Origin of the sequence: Cupriavidus sp. YAF13 (genome assembly GCF_052113425.1) — a bacterium.
GTDB lineage: Bacteria > Pseudomonadota > Gammaproteobacteria > Burkholderiales > Burkholderiaceae > Cupriavidus.
Genome location: NZ_JBFRDD010000006.1, coordinates 165,485 through 190,920, shown reverse-complemented (window position 1 = coordinate 190,920; position 25,436 = coordinate 165,485). Strand labels below are relative to the sequence as shown.

The 25,436-nt window shown below is 67.5% G+C and carries 17 protein-coding genes; 8 read left to right on the top strand and 9 right to left on the bottom strand.

Going from position 1 to position 25,436, the window contains the following annotated elements; genetic code table 11:
* Positions 1-431: 431 nt before the first annotated feature.
* The 3 genes from AB4061_RS07640 to otsB are packed head-to-tail and all read right to left on the bottom strand — an operon-like array spanning position 432 to position 4,494.
* Complete coding sequence (locus AB4061_RS07640) at positions 432-1,823, bottom strand: alpha,alpha-trehalose-phosphate synthase (UDP-forming) (RefSeq protein ID WP_441632394.1); 1,392 nt, start codon at positions 1,821-1,823, stop codon at positions 432-434.
* Between the two features lie 34 nt (positions 1,824-1,857).
* A complete protein-coding gene (locus tag AB4061_RS07635; protein ID WP_441632392.1) occupies positions 1,858-3,696 on the bottom strand; it encodes a glycoside hydrolase family 15 protein in 1,839 nt (612 codons plus the stop codon).
* Positions 3,697-3,708: 12 nt separating this feature from the next.
* Positions 3,709-4,494 carry a trehalose-phosphatase gene (otsB, locus tag AB4061_RS07630; protein ID WP_441632390.1) on the bottom strand — a complete coding sequence of 262 codons (786 nt, stop codon included), beginning with the start codon at positions 4,492-4,494 and terminating at the stop codon, positions 3,709-3,711.
* A gap of 242 nt (positions 4,495-4,736) precedes the next feature.
* Here otsB and ilvA point away from each other — a divergent pair, with 242 nt between their 5' ends.
* Together ilvA and queF are read left to right on the top strand one after the other, a co-directional pair.
* Entirely contained in the window at positions 4,737-6,263 is a 1,527-nt protein-coding gene (gene ilvA / locus AB4061_RS07625; RefSeq protein WP_441632388.1) for a threonine ammonia-lyase, biosynthetic, read from the top strand.
* Between the two features lie 15 nt (positions 6,264-6,278).
* A complete protein-coding gene (gene queF, locus AB4061_RS07620; RefSeq protein ID WP_441632386.1) occupies positions 6,279-7,112 on the top strand; it encodes an NADPH-dependent 7-cyano-7-deazaguanine reductase QueF in 834 nt (277 codons plus the stop codon).
* A gap of 68 nt (positions 7,113-7,180) precedes the next feature.
* Here the strand turns inward: queF and AB4061_RS07615 are convergent, their stop codons facing one another.
* Both AB4061_RS07615 and AB4061_RS07610 read right to left on the bottom strand, forming a co-directional pair.
* The gene (locus tag AB4061_RS07615; protein ID WP_441632384.1) at positions 7,181-8,695 is read right to left on the bottom strand and encodes an amidase; all 1,515 of its coding nucleotides are present in this window, start codon (positions 8,693-8,695) and stop codon (positions 7,181-7,183) included.
* A 151-nt stretch (positions 8,696-8,846) separates the two neighbouring features.
* On the bottom strand, positions 8,847-9,977 hold the full coding sequence (locus AB4061_RS07610; protein ID WP_441632382.1) for a substrate-binding domain-containing protein: 1,131 nt from the start codon (positions 9,975-9,977) through the stop codon (positions 8,847-8,849).
* Positions 9,978-10,125: 148 nt separating this feature from the next.
* On the opposite strand from AB4061_RS07610, the gene AB4061_RS07605 reads away from it, so the two are divergent.
* Complete coding sequence (locus AB4061_RS07605) at positions 10,126-10,539, top strand: MarR family winged helix-turn-helix transcriptional regulator (protein ID WP_309407351.1); 414 nt, start codon at positions 10,126-10,128, stop codon at positions 10,537-10,539.
* 28 nt (positions 10,540-10,567) lie between these two features.
* Here the strand turns inward: AB4061_RS07605 and AB4061_RS07600 are convergent, their stop codons facing one another.
* Positions 10,568-11,977 (bottom strand): carbohydrate porin, encoded by a 1,410-nt coding sequence (locus AB4061_RS07600; protein ID WP_441632379.1) that lies wholly within the window; start codon positions 11,975-11,977, stop codon positions 10,568-10,570.
* A gap of 207 nt (positions 11,978-12,184) precedes the next feature.
* Here AB4061_RS07600 and AB4061_RS07595 point away from each other — a divergent pair, with 207 nt between their 5' ends.
* Genes AB4061_RS07595 through AB4061_RS07575 form a run of 5 tightly spaced genes read left to right on the top strand, consistent with a single transcriptional unit; the run spans position 12,185 to position 17,622 of the window.
* Positions 12,185-12,907 (top strand): TetR/AcrR family transcriptional regulator, encoded by a 723-nt coding sequence (locus tag AB4061_RS07595; protein ID WP_441632377.1) that lies wholly within the window; start codon positions 12,185-12,187, stop codon positions 12,905-12,907.
* A 27-nt stretch (positions 12,908-12,934) separates the two neighbouring features.
* Entirely contained in the window at positions 12,935-13,933 is a 999-nt protein-coding gene (locus tag AB4061_RS07590; protein ID WP_441632375.1) for an HlyD family secretion protein, read from the top strand.
* The gene (locus tag AB4061_RS07585; RefSeq protein WP_441632373.1) at positions 13,930-14,943 is read left to right on the top strand and encodes an ABC transporter ATP-binding protein; all 1,014 of its coding nucleotides are present in this window, start codon (positions 13,930-13,932) and stop codon (positions 14,941-14,943) included. Before AB4061_RS07590 ends, AB4061_RS07585 begins: the two co-directional genes overlap by 4 nt.
* On the top strand, positions 14,940-16,118 hold the full coding sequence (locus AB4061_RS07580) for an ABC transporter permease (RefSeq protein ID WP_441632371.1): 1,179 nt from the start codon (positions 14,940-14,942) through the stop codon (positions 16,116-16,118). The genes AB4061_RS07585 and AB4061_RS07580 overlap by 4 nt, the downstream gene beginning before the upstream one ends.
* A 10-nt stretch (positions 16,119-16,128) precedes the next feature.
* Entirely contained in the window at positions 16,129-17,622 is a 1,494-nt protein-coding gene (locus tag AB4061_RS07575) for an efflux transporter outer membrane subunit (RefSeq protein WP_441632369.1), read from the top strand.
* 40 nt (positions 17,623-17,662) lie between these two features.
* Here the strand turns inward: AB4061_RS07575 and AB4061_RS07570 are convergent, their stop codons facing one another.
* The 3 genes from AB4061_RS07570 to uvrA all read right to left on the bottom strand — a co-directional run bounded on the left by AB4061_RS07570 (position 17,663) and on the right by uvrA (position 25,363).
* A complete protein-coding gene (locus tag AB4061_RS07570) occupies positions 17,663-18,856 on the bottom strand; it encodes a pyridoxal phosphate-dependent aminotransferase (RefSeq protein ID WP_441632367.1) in 1,194 nt (397 codons plus the stop codon).
* A gap of 111 nt (positions 18,857-18,967) precedes the next feature.
* A complete protein-coding gene (locus AB4061_RS07565) occupies positions 18,968-19,297 on the bottom strand; it encodes a hypothetical protein (RefSeq protein WP_441632365.1) in 330 nt (109 codons plus the stop codon).
* Between the two features lie 174 nt (positions 19,298-19,471).
* Positions 19,472-25,363: an excinuclease ABC subunit UvrA gene (gene uvrA, locus AB4061_RS07560; protein ID WP_441632363.1), complete on the bottom strand. Its 5,892-nt coding sequence runs from the start codon at positions 25,361-25,363 to the stop codon at positions 19,472-19,474.
* Positions 25,364-25,436 lie beyond the last annotated feature (73 nt).

Sequence of the window (25,436 nt, the reverse complement as noted above, 5' to 3'; positions counted from 1 at the left end):
CCCTTAACGAAATGGGCGATCAGGTCTTCGGGAATGGCCGGCAGTTCACGGTCTGCGGCTTGGCTGGTCTTCGTCTTGCGTGGCATACATGCTCCTTGGCGACATGTTATGCCCTAAACACAAAATTTCTGACAGGCCCCCGGTTGGACACGCCAGCCAACACTCCGGGCCGTACGACGCAACCACTGCCCCACATAAGCCTGATTGCTCTGCTCCCGGCAGGGCGGCTTTCTTTTCGTTAGTTTTCTTTGCCGGTCAAAGAAAAGTGACCGGCAGCCCCCGCAGGGGGATGTCGTATGGCTCTTGGGTGCAAAAACCATCGCCGCCCAAAGAAACAGCAATCAACCCCGCAGGACGATGTCGTATGGCACTTGGGTCCAAAAGCCAACACCGCCAGCAAACACCCCAACACCCCCCATACCCCCTCCCCCTCACCCCCCATCCGTCTCCGCCAAAGTCCTCAAATACTCCCTCCTCCACCAATGCACATCCTGCGCCCGAATCCGCTCCAGCAACTTCTGATGCCGAGACTGCCGCTCAGCCAGCGGCATATGCAAGGCCTGCTGAATCGCCTGCGCGGTAGCATTGATATCGTAGGGATTCACCAGCAACGCCTCGCGCAACTGCTCGGCGGCACCAGCAAACCGCGATAGCACCAGGACCCCGGGATCGTCCGGATCCTGCGCGGCAACAAACTCTTTCGCAACCAGGTTCATCCCATCGCGCAACGGCGTCACCAGCGCCACGCGGCAAGCGCGGCAAAGGCCGGGCAAACGGCGCCGTGCCGTGGTGCGATGGATATAGCGCACCGGCATCCAGTCCAGCTCGCCATACTCGCCATTGATGGCCCCGGACAATCCTTCCAGCTCGCGCCGCAGATCCGCGTAGGCATCTACCGTTTCGCGCGATGGCGCGGCAATCTGGATCAGCGTGGCGCTGCGGCGGTTCTCGGGATACTGGGCCATCAGCGTCCTGACCGCCTTGAGCCGCTGCGGCAGCCCCTTGGAGTAATCCAGGCGATCGATGCCTAGCAGCAGACGGCGGGTCGAATACTGGCCGCGCATCATCTCGTACGTCTCGCGCGATTCCTCGCACTGGCCCAGCGCGATGAATTCGTCGACGTCGATGCCGATCGGGAACGCTTGCGCGCGCACGGTGCGGTGGAAGGCCCGGAAGCGATACTCGCCCATGGGCTCGGCCTGCGCTTCGCTTTGCACGTAGCGCGAGAAATGCTCGAGATCGAGCTGGCTCTGGAAGCCGACCAGGTCATAGGCGAACAGCGCCCGCATCAGCCATTCGTGCTGCGGGATGGCGGCAAGGATCAGCGGCGGCGGCAGCGGGATATGCAGGAAAAACCCCATGCGCTGGCCACAGCCCATGGCGCGCAGCTCCGACGCAAGCGGGATCAGGTGATAGTCGTGGATCCAGATCACATCGTCCGGGCGCAGCAGCGGCGCGAGCTTGCGCGCAAAGAGCTGGTTGACGCGGCGATAGATGTTGAGATAACCGGAGTCGAAATCCGCCAGGTCGATGCGATAGTGGAACACCGGCCACAGCACGCCATTGCTGTAGCCCTGGTAGTACGCGTCGTGGTCCTCGCGGCACAGGTCGACCGTAGCCAGCGTGACATTGCCGGCTTGCTGGATATGCAGCTCGCCCTCGCCCGGCGTGCCGCCCTGCGCAGCTTCCACGGTCCTGCCGCTCCAGCCGAACCACATGCCGCCGGTAGCCTTGAGCGCTTCGCCCAGTGCCACGGCGAGGCCGCCCGCGGCAACGTTGCGCGGATCGGCCACGCGGTTGGATACCGCTACTAGTCTGCCCATACATTCCTTTGCGCTGGCCTTGCCGCGCGCGCCTTCAGATCACGGAATCCCATGGCGCGGACAGGCGCATGGCGCCGTTGATCAGGCCCACCATCGAGTAGGTCTGCGGAAAATTGCCCCACATCTCGCCGGTCACGGGGTGCGTATCCTCGGACAGCAGGCCAAGCGGATTGCGCGCCGCCAGCATGGCCTCGAAGATCTCGCGCGCTTCCTCGCGGCGCCCCACGCGCGCGAGCGCATCGATACGCCAGAAGGTGCAGATATTGAAGGCGGTCTCGGGCTTGCCGAAGTCGTCCGGCGCCTCGTAGCGGCGCATATATGGCCCGTCGCACAGCGACGCTTCCATCGCCTTGAGCGTGGACATGAATCGTTCATCCCTGGGCTCGATAAAGCCGACTTCGGCCATCAGCAACACGCTGGCATCGAGCTCGCGTCCGCCGAAGCTCTCGGCGAACGCCTGGCGTTCCTCGCTCCAGGACTCGCGCACGATGCGCACCTTCATGCCGTCGGCATGCTGGCGCCAGTAAGCCGCGCGATCGGGCAACTGCAGCGCATCGCCGATCTTGGCGAGGCGGTCGCAGGCGGCCCAGCTCATCAGCGCGGACGAGGTATGCACCCGCGCGCGCGTGCGCAGCTCCCACATGCCCGCATCGGGCGTGCCGAACACGCGTACCGCCTGCTCGCCCACGGTTTCCAGCACGTGGTACTCGCCCGCCCCGCCGCGGTGCAGCAGGCGATGGTCGTGGAAAGCCTGGGCCGCGCCCAGCACCACGTTGCCGTAGACATCATGCTGGAAGTGCTCCTGTGCCTGGTTGCCCACGCGCACCGGACCCATGCCGCGGTAGCCGGATAAATGATCGAGCATGCTCTCCGGCAATTCGAGCTCCAGCCCGATGCCGTACAGCGGCTGGATATGGCCATTCTTGGATTGCATCACCACGTTGGACAACCAGCGCAGGTAGTCCTCCATGGTGCCGACCTCGGACAAGCTGTTGAGCGCGCGGATCACGAAAAACGCATCGCGCAGCCAGCAGAAGCGGTAATCCCAGTTGCGCCCGCTGCCGGGCGCCTCGGGAATGCTGGTGGTCATGGCCGCGACGATGGCGCCCGTCTCTTCATACAGCGACAGCTTGAGCGTGATGGCGGCGCGGATCACCGCGTCCTGCCACTCGCACGGCACCGCGAGGCGGCGGCTCCACATCCGCCAGTAAGCCGTGGTTTCCTGCTCGAAGTCGCGTGCGATTTCCTCCACGCCGCCCTGCAGGGTTTCGTCAGGACCGAGGATGAAGTTGAGGTCGCGCGTGAGCAGGAAAGGCGTCTGCGACAGCACATAGGTCAGCGGCGCGTCGGTGGTCATGCGCAGCGTGGTGCCGTCGCCGATATAGCGCACGTGGCTGCTGCCGCGCGTGATCTCGGGCTTGATGCGCCCCCAGTCGAAACGCGGCGCCAACGTCACACGCACACGCGGCGCGCCCTGAACCGGCCGGATGCGGCGGATCAGCGAGGTGGGGCGGAAGTAACGCCCAATGCGGAAAAAGCGCGGCGCGAAATCGGTGATCTCAAGGCTGTTGCCATGCCGGTCGGTCAGCCGGGTCCGCAGCACGGCGGTATTGGGCTCGTACCACTGGTGTGCTTCCTGGAAGTCCTCGATTTCGATGGCGAAGTGGCCAGCGTTCTCGCCCGGATCGAGCAAGGCATTGAAGACCGGGTCGCCATCAAAGCGCGGCAGGCAGCACCACACAATGCGCCCGCGCCCGTCGACCAGCGCGGAGATCGCGCAGTTGCCGATCATGCCCAGCGATAGCGAAGGGTCGGCGTAGCGGCCGGCACCTCCGGCGCGCGCCGGATTATCCTCGGTGGATGGGTTGCTCACAGCGAATCCCCCTCAAGACGTCGTCGTGGATGTAGCTCCGGAAACCTGTGCGCCCTGCGCGGCGGCCATGACTTCGAGCGCCTTGGCGGAGCGATGCAGCCAGCAGCGCAGCGCGGCAGGGCCGGTCACGCTGGCGGTGGCGGCACTGGGCCGCGCGCCAACCAGCAGGCCGATGCCGCCGAGGCGGCGCACCACGGCAAAGCCAGCCTCGTCGGTAATATCGTCGCCGGCAAACAGCGGCGAGCGCCGCGCAAACGGCGGGCTGCGCATAAAGGCATCGATGGCGCCGCCCTTGTCGATGCCTGCCGGCTTGAGCTCCACCACCATCTTGCCGTGCAGGACTTCGATGCCGGGCACGCCGCGGGCGAGTTCGGCCGCGAAGTTGCGCACCATGCCTTCGAGATGGGGAGCAGCGCGGTAGTGCACCGCCACCGCGACCGACTTGCGCTCGAGCTGCAAGCCGGGATGCGCGCCGACCAGGACTTCCAGCGGCGGGAGCAGCAGTGGCACGCCGGGGTCGGGCTGGCGCAGGCGGTGGCCGCCCGCGTCGCGCAGCTCCGCACCGTGCACGCCGGCGCACGGCAGTTTCAGCGGCTGCAGGAAATGATCCAGCTCGGCGATCGGCCGGCCGGAAACCAGGGCTACCGCGCCGCCCAGATGCAGATGCAGGGCGCGCAGCGTCCCCACCAGTTCCGGTTCGACCTGCACGAGGTCAGGACGCGGCGCAAGGTCGGCCAGCGTACCGTCGAAATCCAGGAACAGTGCGGTGTTCGGTTCGATTAGAGGTAGGGAAGGCATTGCGTTACACCGTATCACGAGTGTTCCGGCAGCGTCCACCGGGCTTCGTCCTACAAGGTGCGCAAGCGCCCCTTGGGCGCGCCACGGCGGTGCAGGCACCGCTGCAGTGCACAACGCGCCCGGCCCACGAAGGTGAGCTTGCCTGCGCTTCGCGGCCGCCTGCGCGGGGGTGCAGCCATCGCCGCCCCCCGCCATCCATTATCATTACCGGTTTCCGCCAATCCCCGCCCCGGCTGTCCACGATGACCCGCAAACCCGATTACCTGAGAAAGATCCTGACCGCCAAGGTGTACGACGTGGCCCAGGAGACCGATCTCACCTACGCAAACCTGCTCTCCGCACGCACCGGCAACAAGGTGTGGTTCAAGCGCGAGGACACCCAGCCGGTGTTCTCGTTCAAGCTGCGCGGCGCGTACAACAAGATGGCCTCGCTGTCGCCGGAAGAGCTCAAGCGCGGCGTGATCGCCGCCTCGGCCGGCAATCACGCGCAGGGCGTGGCGCTGTCGGCCGCGCGCCTAAAGTGCAAGGCGCTGATCGCGATGCCGGTCACCACCCCGCAGGTGAAGATCGACGCGGTACGCGAGCGCGGCGGCGAGTGGGTGGAAATCGTGTTGCACGGCGACTCGTACAGCGACGCCTACAACCACGCCGCGGTGCTGGAGAAAAAGCACAAGCTGACTTTCATCCACCCTTTCGACGATCCCGAAGTCATCGCCGGCCAAGGCACCATCGCCATGGAAATCCTGCGCCAGCACCCAGGCCCGCTGCATGCGGTGTTCGTGGCGATCGGCGGTGGCGGCCTGATCTCCGGCATCGCGTCGTACATCAAGGCCGTGCGCCCGGAGATCAAGGTGATCGGCGTGCAGACCGTGGACTCCGACGCGATGAAGCGCTCGGTGGACGCAGGCAAGCGCGTGGAACTCAAGGAAGTGGGCCTGTTCTCGGACGGCACCGCCGTGAAGCTGGTCGGCAAGGAAACCTTCCGCATCACACGCGAGCTGGTCGACGAGATCATCCTGGTGGACACCGACGCCATCTGCGCCGGGCTCAAGGACGTGTTTCAGGACACCCGCAGCATCCTGGAGCCGGCCGGCGCCATGGCCGTGGCCGGCCTGAAGCTCTACGCCGAGCGCGAGAAGCTCAAGGGCCAGCATCTGGTGGCCATTGCCTGCGGCGCGAACATGAACTTCGACCGCCTGCGCTTCGTGGCGGAGCGTGCCGAGGTGGGCGAGGCGCGCGAGGCGATCTTCGCGGTCAGCATCCCCGAGGAACGCGGCAGCTTCAAGCGCTTCTGCGAGCAGCTCGGCACGCGCAATGTGACCGAGTTCAACTACCGCATCGCCGACAACAGCATGGCGCATATCTTCGTCGGCGTGCAGATTGCGAGCCGCGCGGAGAACGAGAAGATCGCCGCCGGATTCCGCCGCCACGGCTTCGATACGCTAGACCTGTCCAACGATGAGTTGGCCAAGCAGCACATCCGCTACATGGTGGGCGGGCACTCGCCGCTGGCGCATGACGAACTGCTGTACCGATTCGAGTTCCCCGAGCGGCCGGGCGCGCTGATGCGCTTCCTGTCGAGCATGAGCCCGAACTGGAATATCAGCCTGTTCCACTACCGCAACCAGGGCGGCGACACCTCCAACATCCTGGTCGGCATCCAGGTGCCCAAGAACGAGAAGCGCGCCTTCCGCGCCTTCCTCGCCACGCTGGGCTATGTACACTGGGAAGAGACCGAGAATCCCGTGTACAAGCTGTTCCTGTCCTGATCATCCGAGGCAACCATGAGCCTTCCCGAACAATCGCCGCTAGGCAAACCCTCGGCCTACAAGACCGAGTACGACCCGACGTTGCTGTTTCCGATCCCGCGCCAGCCCAAGCGCACGGAGATCGGCCTGGCGCAAGGCCGCGCGCTGCCGTTCTTCGGCGTGGACATCTGGAACGCGTACGAGCTGTCGTGGCTGAACATGAAGGGCAAGCCGCAGGTGGCGCTGGCCAGCTTCATCATTCCGGCCGACACGCCCAACATCGTCGAGTCCAAGTCGTTCAAGCTCTACCTGAATTCATTCAACCAGAGCAAGATCGCCTCGCCCGAAGCGTTGCAGCAGCTGCTGCACCACGACCTGTCCGAGGCCACCGGCGGCACGGTGCAGGTGCGCTTGGTGACCGAGGCCGATCTCGGCACGCAGAAGATGGCCGAGCTGGACGGCGTGCAGCTGGACCGGCTCGACATCGAGACCGACATCTACGAGCCGGCACCCCATTTGCTGCATGCCAGCCAGGACGAGCCGCCGGTGGAAGAAACACTGGTCTCGCACCTGCTCAAGTCCAACTGCCTGGTGACCGGCCAGCCGGACTGGGGCAGCGTGCAGATCCGCTACGTGGGCGCGCCGATCAACCAGGAAGGACTGCTCAAGTACCTGATCTCGTTCCGCAACCACAATGAGTTCCACGAGCAATGCGTGGAGCGGATCTTCACCGACGTGATGCGGCAGTGCAAGCCGGTGAAGCTGGCGGTTTATGCGCGCTATACACGGCGCGGCGGGCTGGATATCAATCCGTTCCGCACCAACTTCAACACGCCCTGGCCGGACAACCGGCGCAACGCCCGGCAGTGATGCCGTAAGCCTTGCAGCCAGCAGAGAAGGGAGAAGGCCCGGCGCGTGCGCCGGGCTTTTTTACGCCATCAGAACTTGTGCCAGTCTCCCGATTGCTCGAAGGCATGCGCGGCACGGTAGATGGTCGCCTCATCCCAATGCTTGCCCACCAGCATCAAGCCGATCGGCAGCCCGTTGCCCAGCCCGCAGGGCACGCTCATGGCCGGATGGCCGGTGGCGTCGAACGGCGCCGTATTGGCCACCATCTCGAAGGCGCGCTGAATCACTTCGGCCAGCGGCGCACCGGGCGCGGGAATCGGCTGCGGCTTCAACGGCAAGGTCGGCATCAGCAGCAGGTCATAGCGCTGCAAGGTGTCGTCATAAGCCTGTCGCAGCTGACGCGCGAGGTTCTGCGCCTTGGCATAGAAACGCCCGCCATACTGCTGCATGAAGAACTCGCCGACGAACATCGACAGCTTGAGCGAAGGCGAAAGCTGGTCCGCCTGCCCGCGCCAGCCCGCATGGCGCTCCAGCAGGCTCGTGGTGTACAGGCCCTTCCAGTTGAAGCCCATGCCGTTGCCATGCATCATCTGCGCCTGCAAGCCTTCCAGCGCGATGGGCGTCCAGATGGCGGCGCCGTCCAGATGCATGGGAATGCTGACTTCCTCCACCACCGCGCCAAGCCGCGCCAGGCGCTGGGCTCCCTCGCGTACCTTGGCATCGACATCGGCCTCGCTGTTGGCCAGGCCGAATCCTTCGCGCACCACGCCGACGCGCAAGCCGGCCACGCCCCTGCCGAGCGCCTCGGTATAGCGCTCGACCCTCGGCGCGTACTGGCGCGGGTCCAGGCCATCCGCCCCGGCGATCACTTCCAGCAGCAAGGCGTTATCGGCCACGGTGCGGGTCATCGGGCCGGTGTGGTCGATGGTGGATTCGATCGGCATGATGCCGGTATAGGGAACCAGCCCATGCGTGGGCTTCATGCCATAACAGCCCGAAAACGCGGCCGGAATGCGGATCGAGCCGCCCTGGTCGCCGCCGATCGCCATCTCCACCTCGCCCGCCCCGACCAGCGCGCCGCAGCCGGAGGACGACCCACCCGCGATATAGCCCATCCGATAGGGGTTGTGCACGGGGCCGGTGGCGTTGGTATGGCTGCCGCCAGACAGACAGAAGCATTCGCAATGCGCCTTGCCGACAATGGTGCCGCCGGCGTCGAGGATGCGCGTCACCACGGTGGCGTCGAGATCGGGGACGTAGCCTTGCAGCGTCGATGAGCCGTTCATCATCGGCACCCCGGCCAGGCAGATATTGTCCTTGAGCACGACCGAGCGCCCTGCCAGCGCGCCGCCGGCGGCCCCCTTCACTTCGGTCCTGACGTACCAGGCATTGAGGCGGTTTTCCTGGGGCGGCGGCTGATAGCCCGCGCTGCGCGGGTACTTCGGCTCGGGCAGGAAGTCAGGCAGTTCGTCAACGCGGTCGTAGGCCTGGATGCTCCCCTCCATCAAGGCGAGGTACTCGGCGCACTCGGCCTCGCTCATCGTCATGTGCAGGCTGGCGATCAGCTCGCGCATCTGGGCCTGGGTGGGGCGCTTCACGGTCATGGCGTACTCCTATGCAAGGTGGGAAAGGTGGGGAAGGCATGAGAAGAATGGCCCGCTATCCTGGGGCAGCCGTCATATTATTTTCCAAAGAAATAATTTCCAAGGAAAACATTAAGCGGCTAGGGAAAACCATGGCGACACGGCCGTGGACTCAGAGTTGCCTGACGACGTTGAAAAAGTGGCCGTTGGCCTCGGCCAGGAAGACCGGTTGCTGCACCCGTGCATTGCCGCGCCAGGACAGTCCGCGCACGCTGCGGAACACCAGCGGCGCGGTGCGCCGCGCGCGCTGCGGCGCAGCCGCCAGCGCCGCCAGAAAGTGCACGCCATCGTAGACGGACTGCCCCAGCGCATTCAACACCGGTGCCCGTTCGCCAAAGCGGCTGTGATAGCGTTCCTTGAAGGCCATGTTGGCTTCGCTGGGCAGGGCGGCGAAATAGCCGGCGGCCGCGAACAGCCCCTCGGTGTTGGCGGCCCCGATGGCAAGCAGGCCGTTTTCCTCGATGGCGCACGACAGCCGGCGCACACGCCGCTGCAGGCCCGATGCGCCGAACTCGCGGTTAAAACGCACGGCATCCTGCCCGATCAGCGAAAGCAGGACCGCATCGGGCCGCAGCATCTCGATCTCCTGCAGGACCTTGCGATAGGACGCGCAACCGTGTTCCACATAACGATCGGCCAGCACTTCCCCGCCCAGCGCCCTCAGTGCGCCGCTGGCCAGCCCGTGCGAGGCACGCGGCCAGACGCAGTCATTGCCGACGAACACCCAGCGGCGCGCGCGGTACTGGCGATACATCGCCGCCAGCGCGGGCAAGAGTTGCTGATCCGGTGTCTCGCCGATCGCGTAGACACCGGGCGCGCACTCGCCGCCTTCATAGAGCGGCGTATAGACAAACGGAATCCGTCCCCCCGTGGCGGCGCGCACGCGTGAGCGCACCGCGCTGGTATGCATGCCAACCACGGCGTCGAGTTCGCCCTCGCGCACCAGGCCGCCAAGCAAGTCGGGGATATCGCGGCACTCGTCGACGGCGTTGAACACCTGGAGGCGGATCTCCCGCCCGCGTATGCCACCCTGCCGGTTCAGTTCTTCCGCCGCGAGCTGCGCGCAGGCGCGTGCCGACGGGCCCCAGATCCCCGCGGCGCCCCGCACCGGCACTAGCAGGCCGACGTTCAGGCAATCGGCGCGGCGCGCGCCGTAGCCAGCCGGCGGTGCATCGACCAGGCAGGTCAAAGCCGGGTCGTCCGGCGCCGGGGCGCAACTGGGCTGCCGTGGTTTCCATTGCATGGCTTCGTCTCCTTGCCGGGCAGGGCGGTAACGCCGCGTCTTGTCTGCGCGCCTCGGTCCGCAAGAATAGCAAGCGAGGACAAGACCAGAAAGCTTTCCTGGGAAAGTTTTCCCGTATACTAACGCAGTGTTTCACGCAGGCCTGCCCATGAGCGATTTCGACAGCTACCTAGCCCAACTCCTGTCACGCGCCCACCTCGCCGTCCACGCCAGGCTGGAACAGGCGCTGGCGGCGGAGGGCGTACAGGTCGAACATTGGAAAGTGCTGCGGGTGCTGGCGGACGAGCAAGGGCACGCCATGGGCGAGGTGGCCCAGGCGCTGGCGATGCATCCGCCCACCCTGACCAAGCTGGTTGACCGCATGATCGGCCATGGCCTGGCCATGCGCAGCCCCGACCTGCACGACAACCGCCGCGTGCTGCTTTATGCCACCGACGATGGACTGGCACTGTCCAAGCGGCTCAATCGCCTGGTGCAGCAGCATGAGGACGGCATCGTGCGCAGCCTTGGACCCGCCAAGGCGAAGCAGCTCAGGGCATTGTTGAGCGCGCTGGGCGACTGAACCACCGGCAAGCCCCGGCCCCCGGGACTCAGAACTCCGCGTGCAGGCGCACGCCGTAGAACTTTGCCGGGCCGCGGTCGCGGTTGTAGCCAGGATTGCGGATGTACTGGAAGTCCGGGCTGATGCTCAGGTACTTGACCGGCTGGAAGCTATAGAACAGCTCAACGACCTGCTCAGGACCATAGCGCAGCGCGCCATCGCCAAGGAAAGCGCCCTGCCCGCCGGCAGCCAGGTAAGCCTGGTGCCGCGACCCCAGCATATTCACCGACAGCGCCAACCCAACCACATCGCGCGGCCGGCCCCACGCATTGCCGTTGAGCACGCCGCCGGCAGCGACCTGGCGGCCGATTTCCGTAAAGGCATAGGTCTCGGTCTTGTCATCCGACATATTGGCGCGCGCGAACACGCCGAGCGATTCGTTGACCCGCTGCATCAGCGACAATCCCGCGCCGATCTTGGCGTGCTCCTCGCGCACATTGGCCACGTCCGGCGTAGCGCCGGTGGCGGCGCCGAGTTGCGCCGCGTCGCTGAACGCGCCCATGCGCGCCTTGTTGCGCCAGAGCAGCAGGCGCGCCACGCCGGGCTGGCCGGCCAGGTTGTAGCGCTTTTCGAACTCGAGGATGTCGCCATAGTGCTTGAACATCCGCGTATCGAGTTCGAGCCCGTTGGACTCCAGCGGCTGCAAGAAGCGGCCAAGCCGCACCGACCACATGTCGCCGACGTACTCGAGCGCCACGCCCCAGTTATAGCCGCGCGCATCGGCCGGGTAGTCGAAGGAGCCGTGCGCCATGAACGACCAGTTCATGAACTGGGTGCGCGGGTCGGAGCCGTACTCGTTCTGGTCGAACACGTCTAGCACGCCGAAGTTGCCGGCGGTCAGCACCACGCGGCGCTTGTCGACGCTGCCGGCCAGCTGGTTGAAATCAGCGTCCACCTGTTCGCTGCCACCGCCCAACCCCCAGGTCTGGCGGACAAACGCGCGCGCCCGGTAGAACACCGGATTTGTGCTCGATACCTTGGCCAGCTCGCCGTTGCTCAGCCCGCCCAGGCCGTGCAGCTCGGAAAACGGCACGCCCTGCGTCACCTCCGGATTGAAGTGGAACTCCGCGCCGCGCCACAGGCGCAAGCCAAGATCGAGCGTGGTGCTGAACGAGTAGCTCTTGGTGCGGTCTGCCGTCAGGCTGTTGGCGCCGGAATAGGCCGCGCCAAAGGACGGCTTGCGCTGCCAGATATAGGTGGTCTGTCCGTGGAAGGCGTAGTCCTCGGGGGCGTCGGCCTGCACGGGCGCGCCGCTGCTTGCCTCGGCYTTTTCCTGCGCCTGGGCGGGCATGGGCGCCATGCCGGCAAGGCCGGCCAGCGACAAGGCCACGCCCGCCAGGCGAGTGGCAAAAAACAGGCGTAGCCGCGCTGGGGCGGCGGGGAAACGACAAAGCAGCATGAAAAATCCGGGGAACAGCAGCAGGCGAATTCAGCGTCAAACCCGGCTGATGGGCGGACGAAGCATAGCCAAGCGTTTATGACATGTCTACCTTGCATTGCTGCGACGCAACATAACAAGAAGAGAAGTGGCCATAACATCACGTTGTAATCGACCTTGAATTAATTAATTCACAAATTAATATTATCTGCAGATTCAGGAGCCGCCATGCCGCCTGCTACTGCCACCCCGCCCCCGGGCCGCCGTCCGGGCCGTCCTGCCGCAGGGCTTGGGGGTAGCGCGGGCCAGCGCGAGCAATTGCTGGACGCCGCCACCGAGCTGTTCGCCCAGCACGGCGTTGCCGCCACAGCGATCAAGACCATCGCCATCCATGCTGGCGTCACCCCGGCGCTCGTGCACTACTACTTCCGCGATCGCGAGCAGTTGCTTGACGCAGTGGTCGACGAGCGCCTGCAGCCGCTGGTGGAACAGGTGTTCACGCCGGCCTCGGCCGACAGCGCGGACGCCGCAGCCATGCTGGTGGGCATTGCCGGGCGGCTGATCCGCACCGCCGCCGCCACGCCATGGTTTCCCGGGCTGTGGATCCGCGAGATCGTTAGCGCGGACGGCCAGCTGCATCAGCGCGTGCTGCAGAAGATCGCGCTGTGGCGCGCCGGCCTGGTGATCGGCCCGCTGGCGGCGGCGCGCGCGCGCGGCGAGATCAACGCCAGCCTGGAGCCGGCGCTGCTGATGGTGTCGCTGATCGGCCTGACGCTGCTGCCGCTGGCCACCACCCATATCTGGCGCCGCCTGCCCGGCGCCGGCGCCATCGACAGCGAGGCGCTGGTGCGCCACGTGAGCGCGCTGCTGGCGCACGGCCTGGGAGTACCGCCGATCGCGCCGATCGCGCCAATACCGCAGCCCGGGCCGGCCACGCCGCCGTCTGCCTGAACCCAGCCTGCCCGCCACGGAGCCCGCATGCCTCGCCAAGCTCAGCCTCATCCATCCCGCCCCGTCCCGAACCTGCGTGCGGGCTGGCTATCGGCCGCCCTGATCGGCGCGGCGCTGCTATCTGCCTGTGGCGAGCCTGCGCCCCCCTCCTGGCAAGGCTATGTGGAGGGCGAATTCGTCAGCGTGGCCTCCCCCTTTGCCGGCCGGCTGGACCAGATCTCCGTCCAGCGCGGGCAGCAGGTGGCAAGCGGCGCGCCGCTGTTCGCGCTGGAGGCCGACGACGAGCGCGCGGCTCGGCAGCAAGCAGCGGAACAAGTACGCGCGGCCGAGTCTCAGCTGGCCGACCTGCAGACCGGCAAGCGCGTGCCGGAAGTCGACGTGAGCCGAGCCCAGCTGGCGCAGGCGCAAGCCGCCTCGGTGCGCAGCGCCGCGCAACGCAAGCGCGACGAAGCCCAGTACGCCATCGGCGGGATCGCGCTGGCCCAGCTGGAAGAGAGCCGCGCCACCGCCGCCTCCGACGCCGCCCGCGTGCGCGAGCTGCAGCGCGATATCGACGTGGCCCGGCTGCCGGGGCGCACCGCGCAGCAGGCGGCCCAGCAAGCCCAGGTAGCCGCCGCGCGCGCGGCGCTGGCGCAGGCCGAGTGGAAGCTGTCGCGCAAGACCGTGGCCGCCACGCAGGCCGGCCTGGTCTACGACACACCCTTCCGCCTTGGCGACTGGGTGCCGGCCGGCAGCCCGGTGGTGCGGCTGCTGCCGCCGGGCAACGTCAAGGTGCGTTTCTACGTGCCGCAGGCCGTGCTCGGCGCGTTCAAGAACGGCGAGGCCGTGCGCGTGCGATGCGATGGCTGCGCCGCGCCCATTGCCGCCACGGTCACCTACATCTCCGGCCAGGCCGAGTACACGCCGCCGGTGATCTACAGCAATGAAACGCGCAACAAGCTGGTGTTCCTGGTGGAAGCGCGGCCCGCACCGGCCGACGCGCCGAAGCTCCATCCGGGCCAGCCGRTCGAAGTGGCAAGGCCATGACCGCGACCGTTGCGCCCCTGGACGGCGGGCCCGGCAAAGCCAGCGCCCTGGCCATCGACGTGCACGGCATCAACAAGCACTACGGTGACAAGCACGTCGTCAACAACCTGACGATGCAAGTCGCGCGCGGCGAGATCTTCGGCTTCCTCGGCCCGAACGGCAGCGGCAAAACCACGTCCATCCGCATGATGTGCGGGCTGCTGACACCGGACTCCGGCACCGGCACCTGCCTGGGCTACGACATCCTGCGCGAGACCGCCGAGATCAAGCGGCGCGTGGGGTACATGACGCAGAAGTTCTCCTACTGGGACGATCTCTCCATCCGCGAGAACCTGGATTTCGTGGCGCGCGTGTACGGCATGCCGCGCCGGCGCGAGGTGGTAGACCAGGCGCTCGAGGAGCTCGGCCTGGCCAGCCGCGCGCAGCAACTGGCCGGCGCGCTCTCGGGCGGCTGGAAGCAACGCCTGGCGCTGGCCGCCTGCCTGCTGCATGAGCCAGAACTGTTGCTGCTGGACGAGCCCACCGCCGGGGTCGACCCGAAGGCGCGCCGCGATTTCTGGGAACAACTGCACCAGCTAGCCGCGCGCGGCATCTCGGTACTGGTCAGCACGCACTACATGGATGAAGCCGAGCGTTGCCACAAGCTCGCCTATATCGCCTACGGCAAGCTGCTGGCGCAGGGCACGGCAAGCGAAGTGGTGGCCAGCCAGAAGCTCGTCACCTGGAGCGTGCAGGGCGAGCAGCTCTCCGCGCTGTCGGATCAGCTCAAGGGCGCGCCGGGCGTGGAACAGACCGTGGTGTTCGGCAGCGCGCTGCACGTCACCGGGCACGACGCGCCCGCGCTGGAAGCCACGCTGCGCCGTGTTGCCGGCCCGCAGCACCGGATCGAGCCGATCGAGACCAGCCTGGAAGACGTCTTCATCCACATGATGAGCGGCGCCGATGACAATATGCGCGCGGACAAGCAAAAGCAAAAAACCAGGCAGGACGGCAAGGAGGCCCAGGCATGACGCGCGACGCAGGCGAACCGGCCAAGGCCACCAACGGCGCACGCTTCCCGCTCTCCTTGCAGCGCTGGTGGAGCATCGTGCTCAAGGAGTTCCTGCAGCTGCGCCGGGACCGCGTCACCTTCGGCATGATCGTCGGCCTGCCCATCGTGCAGCTGATGCTGTTCGGCTTTGCAATCAACACCGATCCGCGCCACCTCACCACCGCGGTCATCGCCGCGGACCAGAGCGAGTTCACCCGCTCCTTTGTGGCCGGCATGCAGGCGACCACCTACTTCAACGTGGTCGGCACCCTGCCCGACGAAGCCGCCGGGCGCGAGGCGCTGATGAAGGGCGAGGTGCAGTTCGTGCTCAGCATCCCGCCTGACTTCACCAGCCGGCTGCTGCGTGGCGAACGCCCGGCGCTGCTGGTGGAGGCAGATGCCACCGACCCGTCCGCCACCGGCTCGGCCATCGCCGCACTGTCGCAGCTGCCGTTCTCGGTCGCGGACAAGGACCTGCAGGGCGCGCTGGCGCACCTGGCGGGCGGCAAGCCGCCGTTCGACGTGCAGGTGCAGCGCCTTTACAACCCGGAGGGACTCACGCAGTACAACATCATTCCCGGGCTGATGGGCGTGATCCTGACCATGACCATGGTCATGATGACGGGCCTGGCGATGACGCGCGAACGCGAGCGCGGCACCATGGAAAACCTGCTTGCCACGCCGGTCAGGCCGCTGGAGGTGATCAGCGGCAAGATCATCCCCTACATCTTCATCGGCCTGATCCAGGCCACCATCATCCTGCTGGCCGCGCGCTGGGTCTTCGGCGTGCCCTTTGTCGGCTCGGTGGTTGCGGTCTACCTGGCGGCGCTGCTGTTTATCGGCGCCAACCTGACCGTGGGCATCACGCTGTCGTCGCTTGCGCAAAACCAGTTGCAGGCGGTGCAGCTGACGTTCTTCTACTTCCTGCCGAACCTGCTGCTGTCCGGCTTCATGTTTCCCTTCCAGGGGATGCCGCGCTGGGCGCAGGCCATTGGCAACGTGCTGCCGATGACCTACTTCAACCGCCTGATCCGCGGCATCCTGCTCAAGGGCAACAGCTGGACCGAGCTATGGCCGAACGTGTGGCCGATGGCCCTGTTCACGGTCGTCGTCATGACCATTGCAGTGCGCTTCTATCGCCGCACGCTGGATTGAGGAGCCTGCCATGCAAGCCTCGCCACACGGTATATCCACATCCCGCACGGTCCTCGCCATGCTGGCGGCAGCCATGCTTTCGGGCTGCGCGGTGGGCCCGGATTTCACCGCGCCGGCCGCGCCCGCCACGCCGTCCTATACCGCCGGCACGCAGCCAACGCGCACCAGCGCCGCCGACGCACCGCACGGCCAGGCGCAAACGCTGGAGAGCGGCGCCGACGTGCCGGCCCAATGGTGGGTGCTATTGCGCAGCCCCGCGCTGGACCGCACCATCCGCGCGGCGCTGGATGCCAGCCCGACGCTGGCGCAGGCACAGGCCCGTATCGAACAGGCACGCCAGGAACTGGTGGCCACCACCGGCGCGCGCCTGCTGCCGCGCGTGGACGCCAAGCTGAACACCACGCGCCAGCAGGTCAACGTCAGCTCGCTCGGCATCACCGCCTTCCCAAGCCCCGGGCCGTTCACGCTGTATGGCGCCAGCGTGGAAATCTCCTACACGCTCGACCTGTTCGGCGGCCAGCGCCGTGAACTGGAAGGCCTGCGCGCGGCGGTGGACTACCAACGCTTCGAGCTGGAAGCCGCGCGCCTGACGCTGGCCGGCAACGTGGCCACGGCCGCCATCCGCGAGGCTGGCTTGCGCGCGCAGATTGCCGACACCGAGGCCATCGTGGCGGCGCAGCAGCGCCAGCTCGCCATCACCGAGCAACGCTTGCGCGCCGGCGGCGTGGCGCAGGTGGACGCGCTGCGCCAGCGCAATGAACTAGCGCAGAGCCAGGCCTTGCTGCCGGGCCTGGTGCAGCAGCTTGCGGCCACGCGGCATCAGCTTGCCGTGTATCTGGGACAGGCACCCGCGAGCGCCGAGCTGCCCGAGTTCCGGCTGGAAGATCTCACCTTGCCCGCCACGCTTCCGGTGAGCCTGCCCTCCGCCATGGCAAGGCAGCGCCCGGATATCCGCGCGGCCGAGGCGCTGCTGCACCAGGCGTCGGCCAATATCGGCGTGGCCACCGCCCAGCTCTATCCGCAGCTCACGCTGTCCGGCAACGCCGGCACGCAGGCGCTCTCCGCGCGCGATCTGTTTGGCAGCCTCAACGTGTGGTCGCTGGCTGCGGGGCTGGTGCAGCCGGTGTTCCGGGGCGGCGAGCTGGTGGCGCGCAAGCGCGCGGCGCAAGCGGCCTACGCGCAATCGCTCGCGGCCTACCAGCAAACGGTGCTGCAGGGCCTGCGTGAAGTCGCGGATTCGCTGCGCGCGCTGGAGGCCGATGCCAACACCTTGCAGGCGCGCGCCGAGAGTGCGAAGCAGGCCGCCGAGACGCTGTCGATCGTGACCGGCCAGTTTCGTCTCGGCGGCGTCAGCCAGCTTGCGGTGCTCGATGCCGAGCGGCAGTACCGGCAGGCCGCGCTCTCGCTGTCGCAGGCTACCGCCAGCCGCTTTACCGATTCCGTGGCGCTGCTGCAGGCGCTGGGGGGCGGCTGGTGGCAGGCAGAGGCGGCCGCTGCGCCGTGAACGCCAGGCGCCGGAAGACGCACCGCGAACGGCGCGGCGCTCAACGCCCCAGAAACCCGCGCAACCGCCGCACACCTTCATCCAGCCTCGCCGGATCACACGCATAGCACCACCGCACAAAGCCCTCCCCCTCGTCCCCGAACGCGCTTCCCGGCGCCAGCCCGAGCCGTGCCTCGCGCACCAGCTGCTTGCACAACGCCAGGCTGTCGCTGGCGCCCGCCAGCCGGAAGAACACATACATGGCCCCCTCGGGCGCATGCACATCCACGCCTGGCACCACGGCCAACGCACCCACCAGGTGATCGCGCGCCGCGCGCAGCCTGCCGACCAGTTCACGGGTAAAGGCCTCGCCTTCCCGCACCGCCACGATGCCGGCTTCCTGCACGAAGGACGGCGCGCACGACGTGTTGTACTCAACCAGCTTGCCCAGGTCGTCGGTGAGCGCCGCGGGCAGCACCATCCAGCCCAGCCGCCAGCCGGTCATCAGCCAGGCCTTGGAGAACGAGTTGACGCAGATCACCCGCTCGTCGCGGCTGGCGATATCCAGGAACGACGGCGCGATGGCGGCATCGCCTTCGCCGTAATACAACCGCTCATACACTTCATCGGCGATGATCCAAATGCCATGGCGCCGGCAGTGCGCGAGCACCGCTTGCTGGTCCATGCGCGACATCACCCAGCCGGTCGGGTTGTTCGGCGAGTTGATCATGAGCAAGCGCGTATCAGGCGTCAGCGCGGCCAGCAGCTTGTCGAGATCCAGGGTCCAGCCGTGCGCGCCGTAATCGAGCGAGACGGTTTCCACCTCGGCGCCAAGGATCTTGGGAATTTCCACCAGGTTGGGCCACAGCGGCGTAACGGCAACCGCGCGGTCGCCGGGCCCGGCCACCAGCTGGGCAGCCAGCATCAGCGCATTGACGCCGGCGCTGGTCACCACCACGTTGTCCAGGGCGGTGGCGCCATGCAGCGCGCTGACGTAGTCGGCCAGCGCGCTGCGCAGCGGGGCAATGCCTAGGTTATGCGTGTAGAACGTCGCCCCGCCGGCCAGTGCCCGGCTGGCGGCGTCGCGGATAAAGGCGGGCGTGACCTGGTCGGACTCGCCGAACCAGAAGGGCAGCACGTCGGGCAGGCCGATGCCGGCATTGGCCACCTCGCGGATGCGCGAGGCGCGCAGGTGATGGACGGTGGCGCGGGCTGCGGCCGGGGCGCACGCAAAGCCGGACGGGCTGGTGGACATCTGAGCTCCTTGCGGTGTAAGGGTCGGACTGCGGGTCGGATGACGGAACCCACAGAGCGTACCGCAAAGGCACTGCCGCCGGTGTGCCCGGCAGCATGCCGAGCTGGCTGGCTAACGCCCGGGCCCGGCGGAGTCGTCCTGCTGCTGCCAGCCGGGTTTCATCCGCAGGCCAAAGCTGCTGCGCGGCTGCACGTCACGCTCGGGGCGCAGTGCGTATTGGTCGTGGTTGACCTGCGGCGCGGTGGTGGCTTGCTGAACGGCCCGGGAGGTTGGCGTCGGCGCCGAGGCCGCGCGCTTGCCCGCCTTGGCAGGCGCGCGTGCGCCGCTGGCGTCCGATGCGGCAGCGGGTGCCGCCAGCGCGGACGTGCTGGCCAGGGCGAGCCATAGCGCCGTCACGATGGAGGGCAGGCAGAGGAAGGAGAAAAGGGGTTTTGCTATCACGCTGTCATGCGGCGGCTACGCAAGGCCTGCCCGGCCGCCACCTCGGCGGCGCACGGCTGGACCGGCGGCGGCCACCAGTTGCTGAATCCATCATTGTGTCAGCTACCGGGGCCGCCGGGTGAAAACGGCCTGCAGCCTCGCCCTCCGGGGAGGGGCGAGGCCGCCGCGCTGGCTTTACTGCGCCGCCGCAAGGCGGCGCCTGGCGTCGTTGCCGCTCTCTGGCGCTTCCTTGCCGGCCACCTTGCCGCGGGCCAGCACCGGTGCCAGCGCCGCGCCGGTGTGGCTGGCCCGGGCCCGCACCAGCCCCTCGGGGTCGGTCGCGGCGACAATGCCGCCGCCCGCCACGCCGCCTTCCGGGCCCAGGTCGAGGATCCAGTCGGCCTCGGCGATCACGTCGAGATCATGCTCGATCACCACCACGCTGTGCCCGCCATCGGCCAGCCGGTGCAGCACGCGGATCAGCTTGGCCACGTCGGCCATGTGCAGGCCCACGGTAGGCTCATCCAGCACGTACAGGGTGTGCGGCGCCTGCTGCCCACGGCGGGTGATGTCGTCCCGCACCTTGGACAGCTCGGTCACCAGCTTGATGCGCTGCGCCTCGCCGCCGGACAGCGTGGGCGACGGCTGGCCCAGCGTCAGGTAGCCCAGGCCCACGTCCTTCATCAGCTGCAGCGGGTGCGCGATATTGGACATGGCGGAGAAGAACTCCACCGCCTCGTCGATCTCCATCGTCAGCACGTCGCCGATATTCTTGCCGCGCCAGGTGACCGCCAGCGTCTCCGGGTTGAAGCGCTGGCCATGGCAGACATCGCAATGCACCTTCACATCTGGCAGGAAGCTCATGCCGATGGTGCGCACGCCCTGCCCCTCGCAGGCCGGGCAGCGCCCGTCGCCGGTGTTGAAGGAAAAGCGCGAGGCGGAATAGCCGCGCGCCTTGGCCTCCAGCGTCTGCGCGAACAGCTTGCGGATGGTGTCCCACACGCCGATATACGTGGCCGGGCAGGAGCGCGGCGTCTTGCCGATCGGGGTCTGGTCGACCTCCAGCACGCGGTCGATGCTCTCATACCCGGTGATGGACTCGCAGCCCTGCCAGTTGTGCGTGACCTCCAGCTTGCGGCGCGGCTCGGTGCGCGCCGTGGCTTGCGAGCGCGCGGGCGCCTCGCTGCCAGCCGCCTTGCGCGCGCGCCGCGTGGCCGGCGACGACATCACCGAGCGGCCCACCGCGTCGAGCAGGTTGGCCATCAGCACATCGCGCGCCAGCGTGGACTTGCCGGAGCCGCTGACGCCCGTGATGGCGACCAGCCGCGCCAGCGGAATGCTGGCGGTCACGTTGCGCAGGTTGTGCTTCGTGGCGTTATGCACGGTCAGCCAGCGCTCGGGTACGGCCTCGTTGTTCTTGCCCGCCGGCTTGACCGCACGGCGCGGCTGCAACGGATGCAGGATCGGATGGGCGAGGAACTGCCCGGTAAGCGAATCCGCACTGGCCGACAGCGCGGCCACGCCGCCTTGCGCCACCAGCGTGCCGCCGCGCTTGCCGGCGCCGGGGCCGATGTCGATGATATGGTCGGCGCGGCGGATGGTGTCCTCGTCGTGCTCCACCACCACCAGCGTGTTGCCCTTCTCGCCGAGCTTGCGCAGGGCGTCGAGCAGGATCTGGTTGTCGCGCGGATGCAGGCCGATGGTAGGCTCGTCGAGCACGTAGCACACGCCCTGCAGGTTGCTGCCAAGCTGCGCCGCCAGCCGGATGCGCTGCGCCTCGCCGCCGGACAGGCTGGGCGCGGCGCGGTCCAGGCTCAGGTAGCCCAGGCCGACCTCTTCCAGGAACTGCAGGCGGCTGCGGATCTCGCTCACCACGTCGCGCGCGATCTCGCCTTCGCGGCCGGCCAGCTCCAGGCCCTGCACCCAGCGGTGCGTGTCGGACACCGTCCACTGCGCCACGTCCACGATGGGGTGCGCGTCGAAGGTGACCGCGCGCGCCACCGGGTTCAGCCGCGTGCCGCCACAGTCCGCGCACGGCGTATCGGCCACGTCATCGGGCTCCTGCTGCTCCGAGGGCAACGTCTGCTCGCGCCCGCGGTTGTCGTCGGCCATCACGGTATCGTCGTAGGCCGCACGCTGCTCGCGCGTGAGGGTCAGGCCGGTACCCACGCAACTGGTGCACCAGCCGTGCTTGCTGTTGTAGGAGAACAGGCGCGGGTCCAGTTCCGGATAGCTGGTGCTGCACACCGGGCAGGCGCGCTTGGTCGAGAACACGGTGGTGCTGCCGACGCGGGCGGTGCCGCCGTTGCCCATCGCATGCTGCAGGCCATCGAGCGGCGCCAGCAGGTGCATCACGCCCTTGCCGGCTTCCAGCGCCTGCCCGAGCAGCGCGCGCAGCGCGGCTTCGTTGTCCGCCGACACGTTGATGTCACCCACCGGCAGCTCGATGGTGTGCTCGCGGAAACGGTCCAGGCGTGGCCACGGGTCCACCGGCAGGAATTCGCCGTCGACACGCAGGTGCGTGTTGCCGCGCGCCTTGGCCCATTTGGCCAGGTCGGTATAGACCCCCTTGCGGTTGACCACCAGCGGCGCCAGCAGGCCCACGTGCTGGCCCTTGTAGTCGCGCAGCAACTGCGCGGCAATGGACTCGGGGCTTTGCGAGGTGACCGGCGTGCCGTCGTGGATGCAATGCTGGATGCCCAGCTTCACATACATCAGCCGCAGGAAGTGCCAGACCTCGGAGGTGGTCGCGACCGTGCTCTTGCGCCCGCCCCGCGACAGGCGCTGCTCGATGGCCACGGTGGGCGGAATGCCGTACACCGCATCCACCTCCGGGCGCCCGGCGGGCTGCACGATGGAGCGCGCGTAGGCATTGAGGGATTCGAGATAGCGGCGCTGCCCTTCATGGAACAGGATGTCGAAAGCCAGCGTGGATTTGCCCGAGCCCGACACACCGGTGATGACGTTGAACTTGCCGTGGGGGATATCGACGTTGAGCGCCTTCAGGTTGTGCTCGTGCGCGTTGACGATGCGCACCACGTCCTCACCCTCGATGGCGCGGCGCGCGCGCGCCGCGCGCAAGGCGGCCTGCAAGGGCACGCCCGCGTCCTCCGCGACAAAGGCATGGCCGACGGCGCGGTCGTATTGCAGCAGCGCCTTGCCGGTATGCGAGTGCGCGCAGCGCTTGACGTCTTCCGGCGTGCCCACGCACAGCACTTCACCGCCAGCGTCGCCGCCCTCGGGGCCGAGGTCGATGATCCAGTCGGCGGCGCGTACCACGTCGAGGTTGTGCTCGATCACGATCAGCGAATGGCCGCCATCCAGCAGCTTGCCGAACGCGCGCATCAGCTTGGCGATGTCGTCGAAGTGCAGCCCGGTGGTGGGCTCGTCGAACATGAACAGCTTGCACTCGTACGGCATCGGCTTGACGCGCGTATTGCTCGCCTGCGCGGTCTCGGCCAGGTAGCCGGCCAGCTTCAGCCGCTGGGCCTCGCCCCCCGACAATGTCGGCACAGGCTGGCCCAGCTTCACATATTCCAGGCCCACGTCGACGATCGGCTGCAGCACGCGCAGCACCGCCGCGTCGCCGGCAAAGTACGCCACGGCCTCGCACACGGTCAGCTCGAGCACATCGGCCACGCTGAGCGCGCGCGGCGGCTGGCCGCGCAGCGCGCGCTCGATCTTCACTTCGAGGATTTCCGCGCGGTAGCGCCGTCCATCGCAATCCGGGCAGCGCAGGTAGACGTCGGAGAGGAACTGCATCTCGACGTGCTCGAAGCCAGAGCCGCCGCAGGTGGGGCAGCGCCCGTCGCCCGAGTTGAAACTGAACATGCCGGCGGTATAGCTGCGCTGCAGCGCCATGGGCGCCTTGGCGAACAGCTTGCGGATCTCGTCGAAGGCCCCCACATAACTGGCCGGGTTGGAGCGCGCGGTCTTGCCGATGGGCGACTGGTCGACAAACACCACATCGGCCACCTGTTCCGCGCCGGCGAGGCTGCGAAAAGCGCCGGGCGCATCCGTGGACTTGCCGAACTGGCGCGCCATGGCGGGATACAGCACGTCCTGCAGCAAGGTGGACTTGCCCGAGCCGGAAACGCCGGTCACGCACACCAGGCGCTGCAGCGGGATCTCCACGGTGACGTCACGCAGGTTGTGCTCGGAGGCACCTTCCAGCACGATGCGCGGCGTCGCAGCGTCAACCGCGCGAGGTTGCCAGCGGGAAAGATCGGTCACCTGGCGATGGCCGGCAAGATATTCGCCGGTGAGCGTGCCCGAGCCGCGGATATCGGCAGGCGAGCCGTCAAAGATGATGTTGCCACCGCGCTCGCCCGGGCCGGGGCCCATGTCGATGAGCCGGTCAGCCGCGAGCATCACCGAAGGATCGTGCTCCACCACCACCAGCGTATTGCCGGCGTCACGCAGGCGATGCATGGCCTCGACGATGCGGTTCAGGTCGCGTGGATGCAGGCCGATGCTGGGCTCGTCCAGCACGAACAGCGTCTTGACCAGCGAGGTGCCGAGTGCGGTGGTGAGGTTGATCCGCTGCACCTCGCCGCCGGACAGCGTGCGGCTCTGGCGGTCCAGCGTGAGGTAGCCCAGGCCCACGTCGCACAGGTATTTCAGGCGCGTGCGCACCTCGGCCAGCAACAGCTTGAGCGCGTCATCGAGCATCAGGCTCGGCAGCGTGAGCTCGTCGAAAAACTTGCGGATGCGCTCGATCGGCATCAGCATCAGGTCGTGCACGGTGAGGCCCGGCAGCGCTTCGAGCTGCGTGCGGTCCCAGTCCACGCCGCGCGGCAGGAAGCGCTTGTCTGGCGCGCATACGGCGTCCGCCCCCGGCTTGCTGCCCAGGCGCCACAGCAGCGCCTCGGTCTTCAGCCGCGCGCCGCCGCAGGTCTCGCACGGCGTATAGCTGCGGTACTTCGATAGCAGCACGCGGATGTGCATCTTGTACGCCTTCGACTCCAGGTAGTCGAAGAAGCGTTTGACGCCATACCAGTGCGTATTCCACTTGCCGTTCCAGTCCGGCGAGCCGTCGATCACCCAGGCACGCTCGGCCGGGGTGAGGCTGGACCACGCCACGTCGCGCGGGATGCCGGCCTTGGCGGCGTAGCGCATCAGGTCGTCCTGGCACTCCTTCCAGGCCGGCGTCTGCATTGGCTTGATGGCGCCGCCGCGCAGCGTCTTGCGCTCGTCCGGGATCACCAGGCCAAGGTCGACGCCGATCACGCGGCCAAAGCCGCGGCAGGTCTCGCAGGCGCCGTAGGCGGAGTTGAAGGAGAACAGCGCGGGCTGCGGATCGGCATAGCGGATATCGCTTTCCGGGCTGTGCAGGCCGGTCGAGAACCGCCACACCTGCGCCTGCGCGCCCTCGTCCGCCGCGTCGATCACGTAGACGTTGACACGGCCGCTGCCGCGCTTGAGCGAGGCCTCGATGGCTTCCAGCGCCCGCACCTTTTCGGTATTGCCCAGGCGGAAGCGGTCGGCCACCACGTCCAGCACCTTGCGCGGCCCGGTGGGCGAAGCCACCACGCGCTGCGCCTGCACGCGCGTGTAGCCGCTGACGGAGAGCCACTGCTCGATCTCGGCATCGGTGGTGGTTTCCGGCAGTTCCACCGGGAAGGTGACGACCAGGCGCGGATCGCCCTGGGCGGCACGTGCTTGCAGCTCCGCGTAGATGGTCTCCGGCGAGTCATGCCGCACAGGCTGCGAGGTCTGGCGGTCGAACAGCTCGGCGGCGCGCGCGTACAGCAGCTTCAGGTGATCGTTGAGCTCCGTCATCGTGCCGACCGTGGAGCGCGAGCTGCGCACCGGGTTGGTCTGGTCGATGGCGATGGCCGGCGGCACGCCGTCCACCCGGTCCACCTGCGGCCGGTCCATGCGGTCCAGGAACTGGCGCGCATAGGCGCTGAAGGTTTCGACATAGCGCCGCTGCCCTTCGGCGTAGAGCGTGTCGAACACCAGGCTCGATTTGCCCGAGCCCGACGGCCCCGTCACCACGGTCATTTCGCCGGTGTGCAGATCGAGGTCGAGATTCTTGAGATTGTGCTGACGGGCTCCGCGGATACGGATGACACCGGATGACATGGGATGCGTCCTTTATGGCGTGGCTTGCGAGTGGCTAGCTGGTGGCTTGCGTGCGGCGTGCGATTGGCGAAGA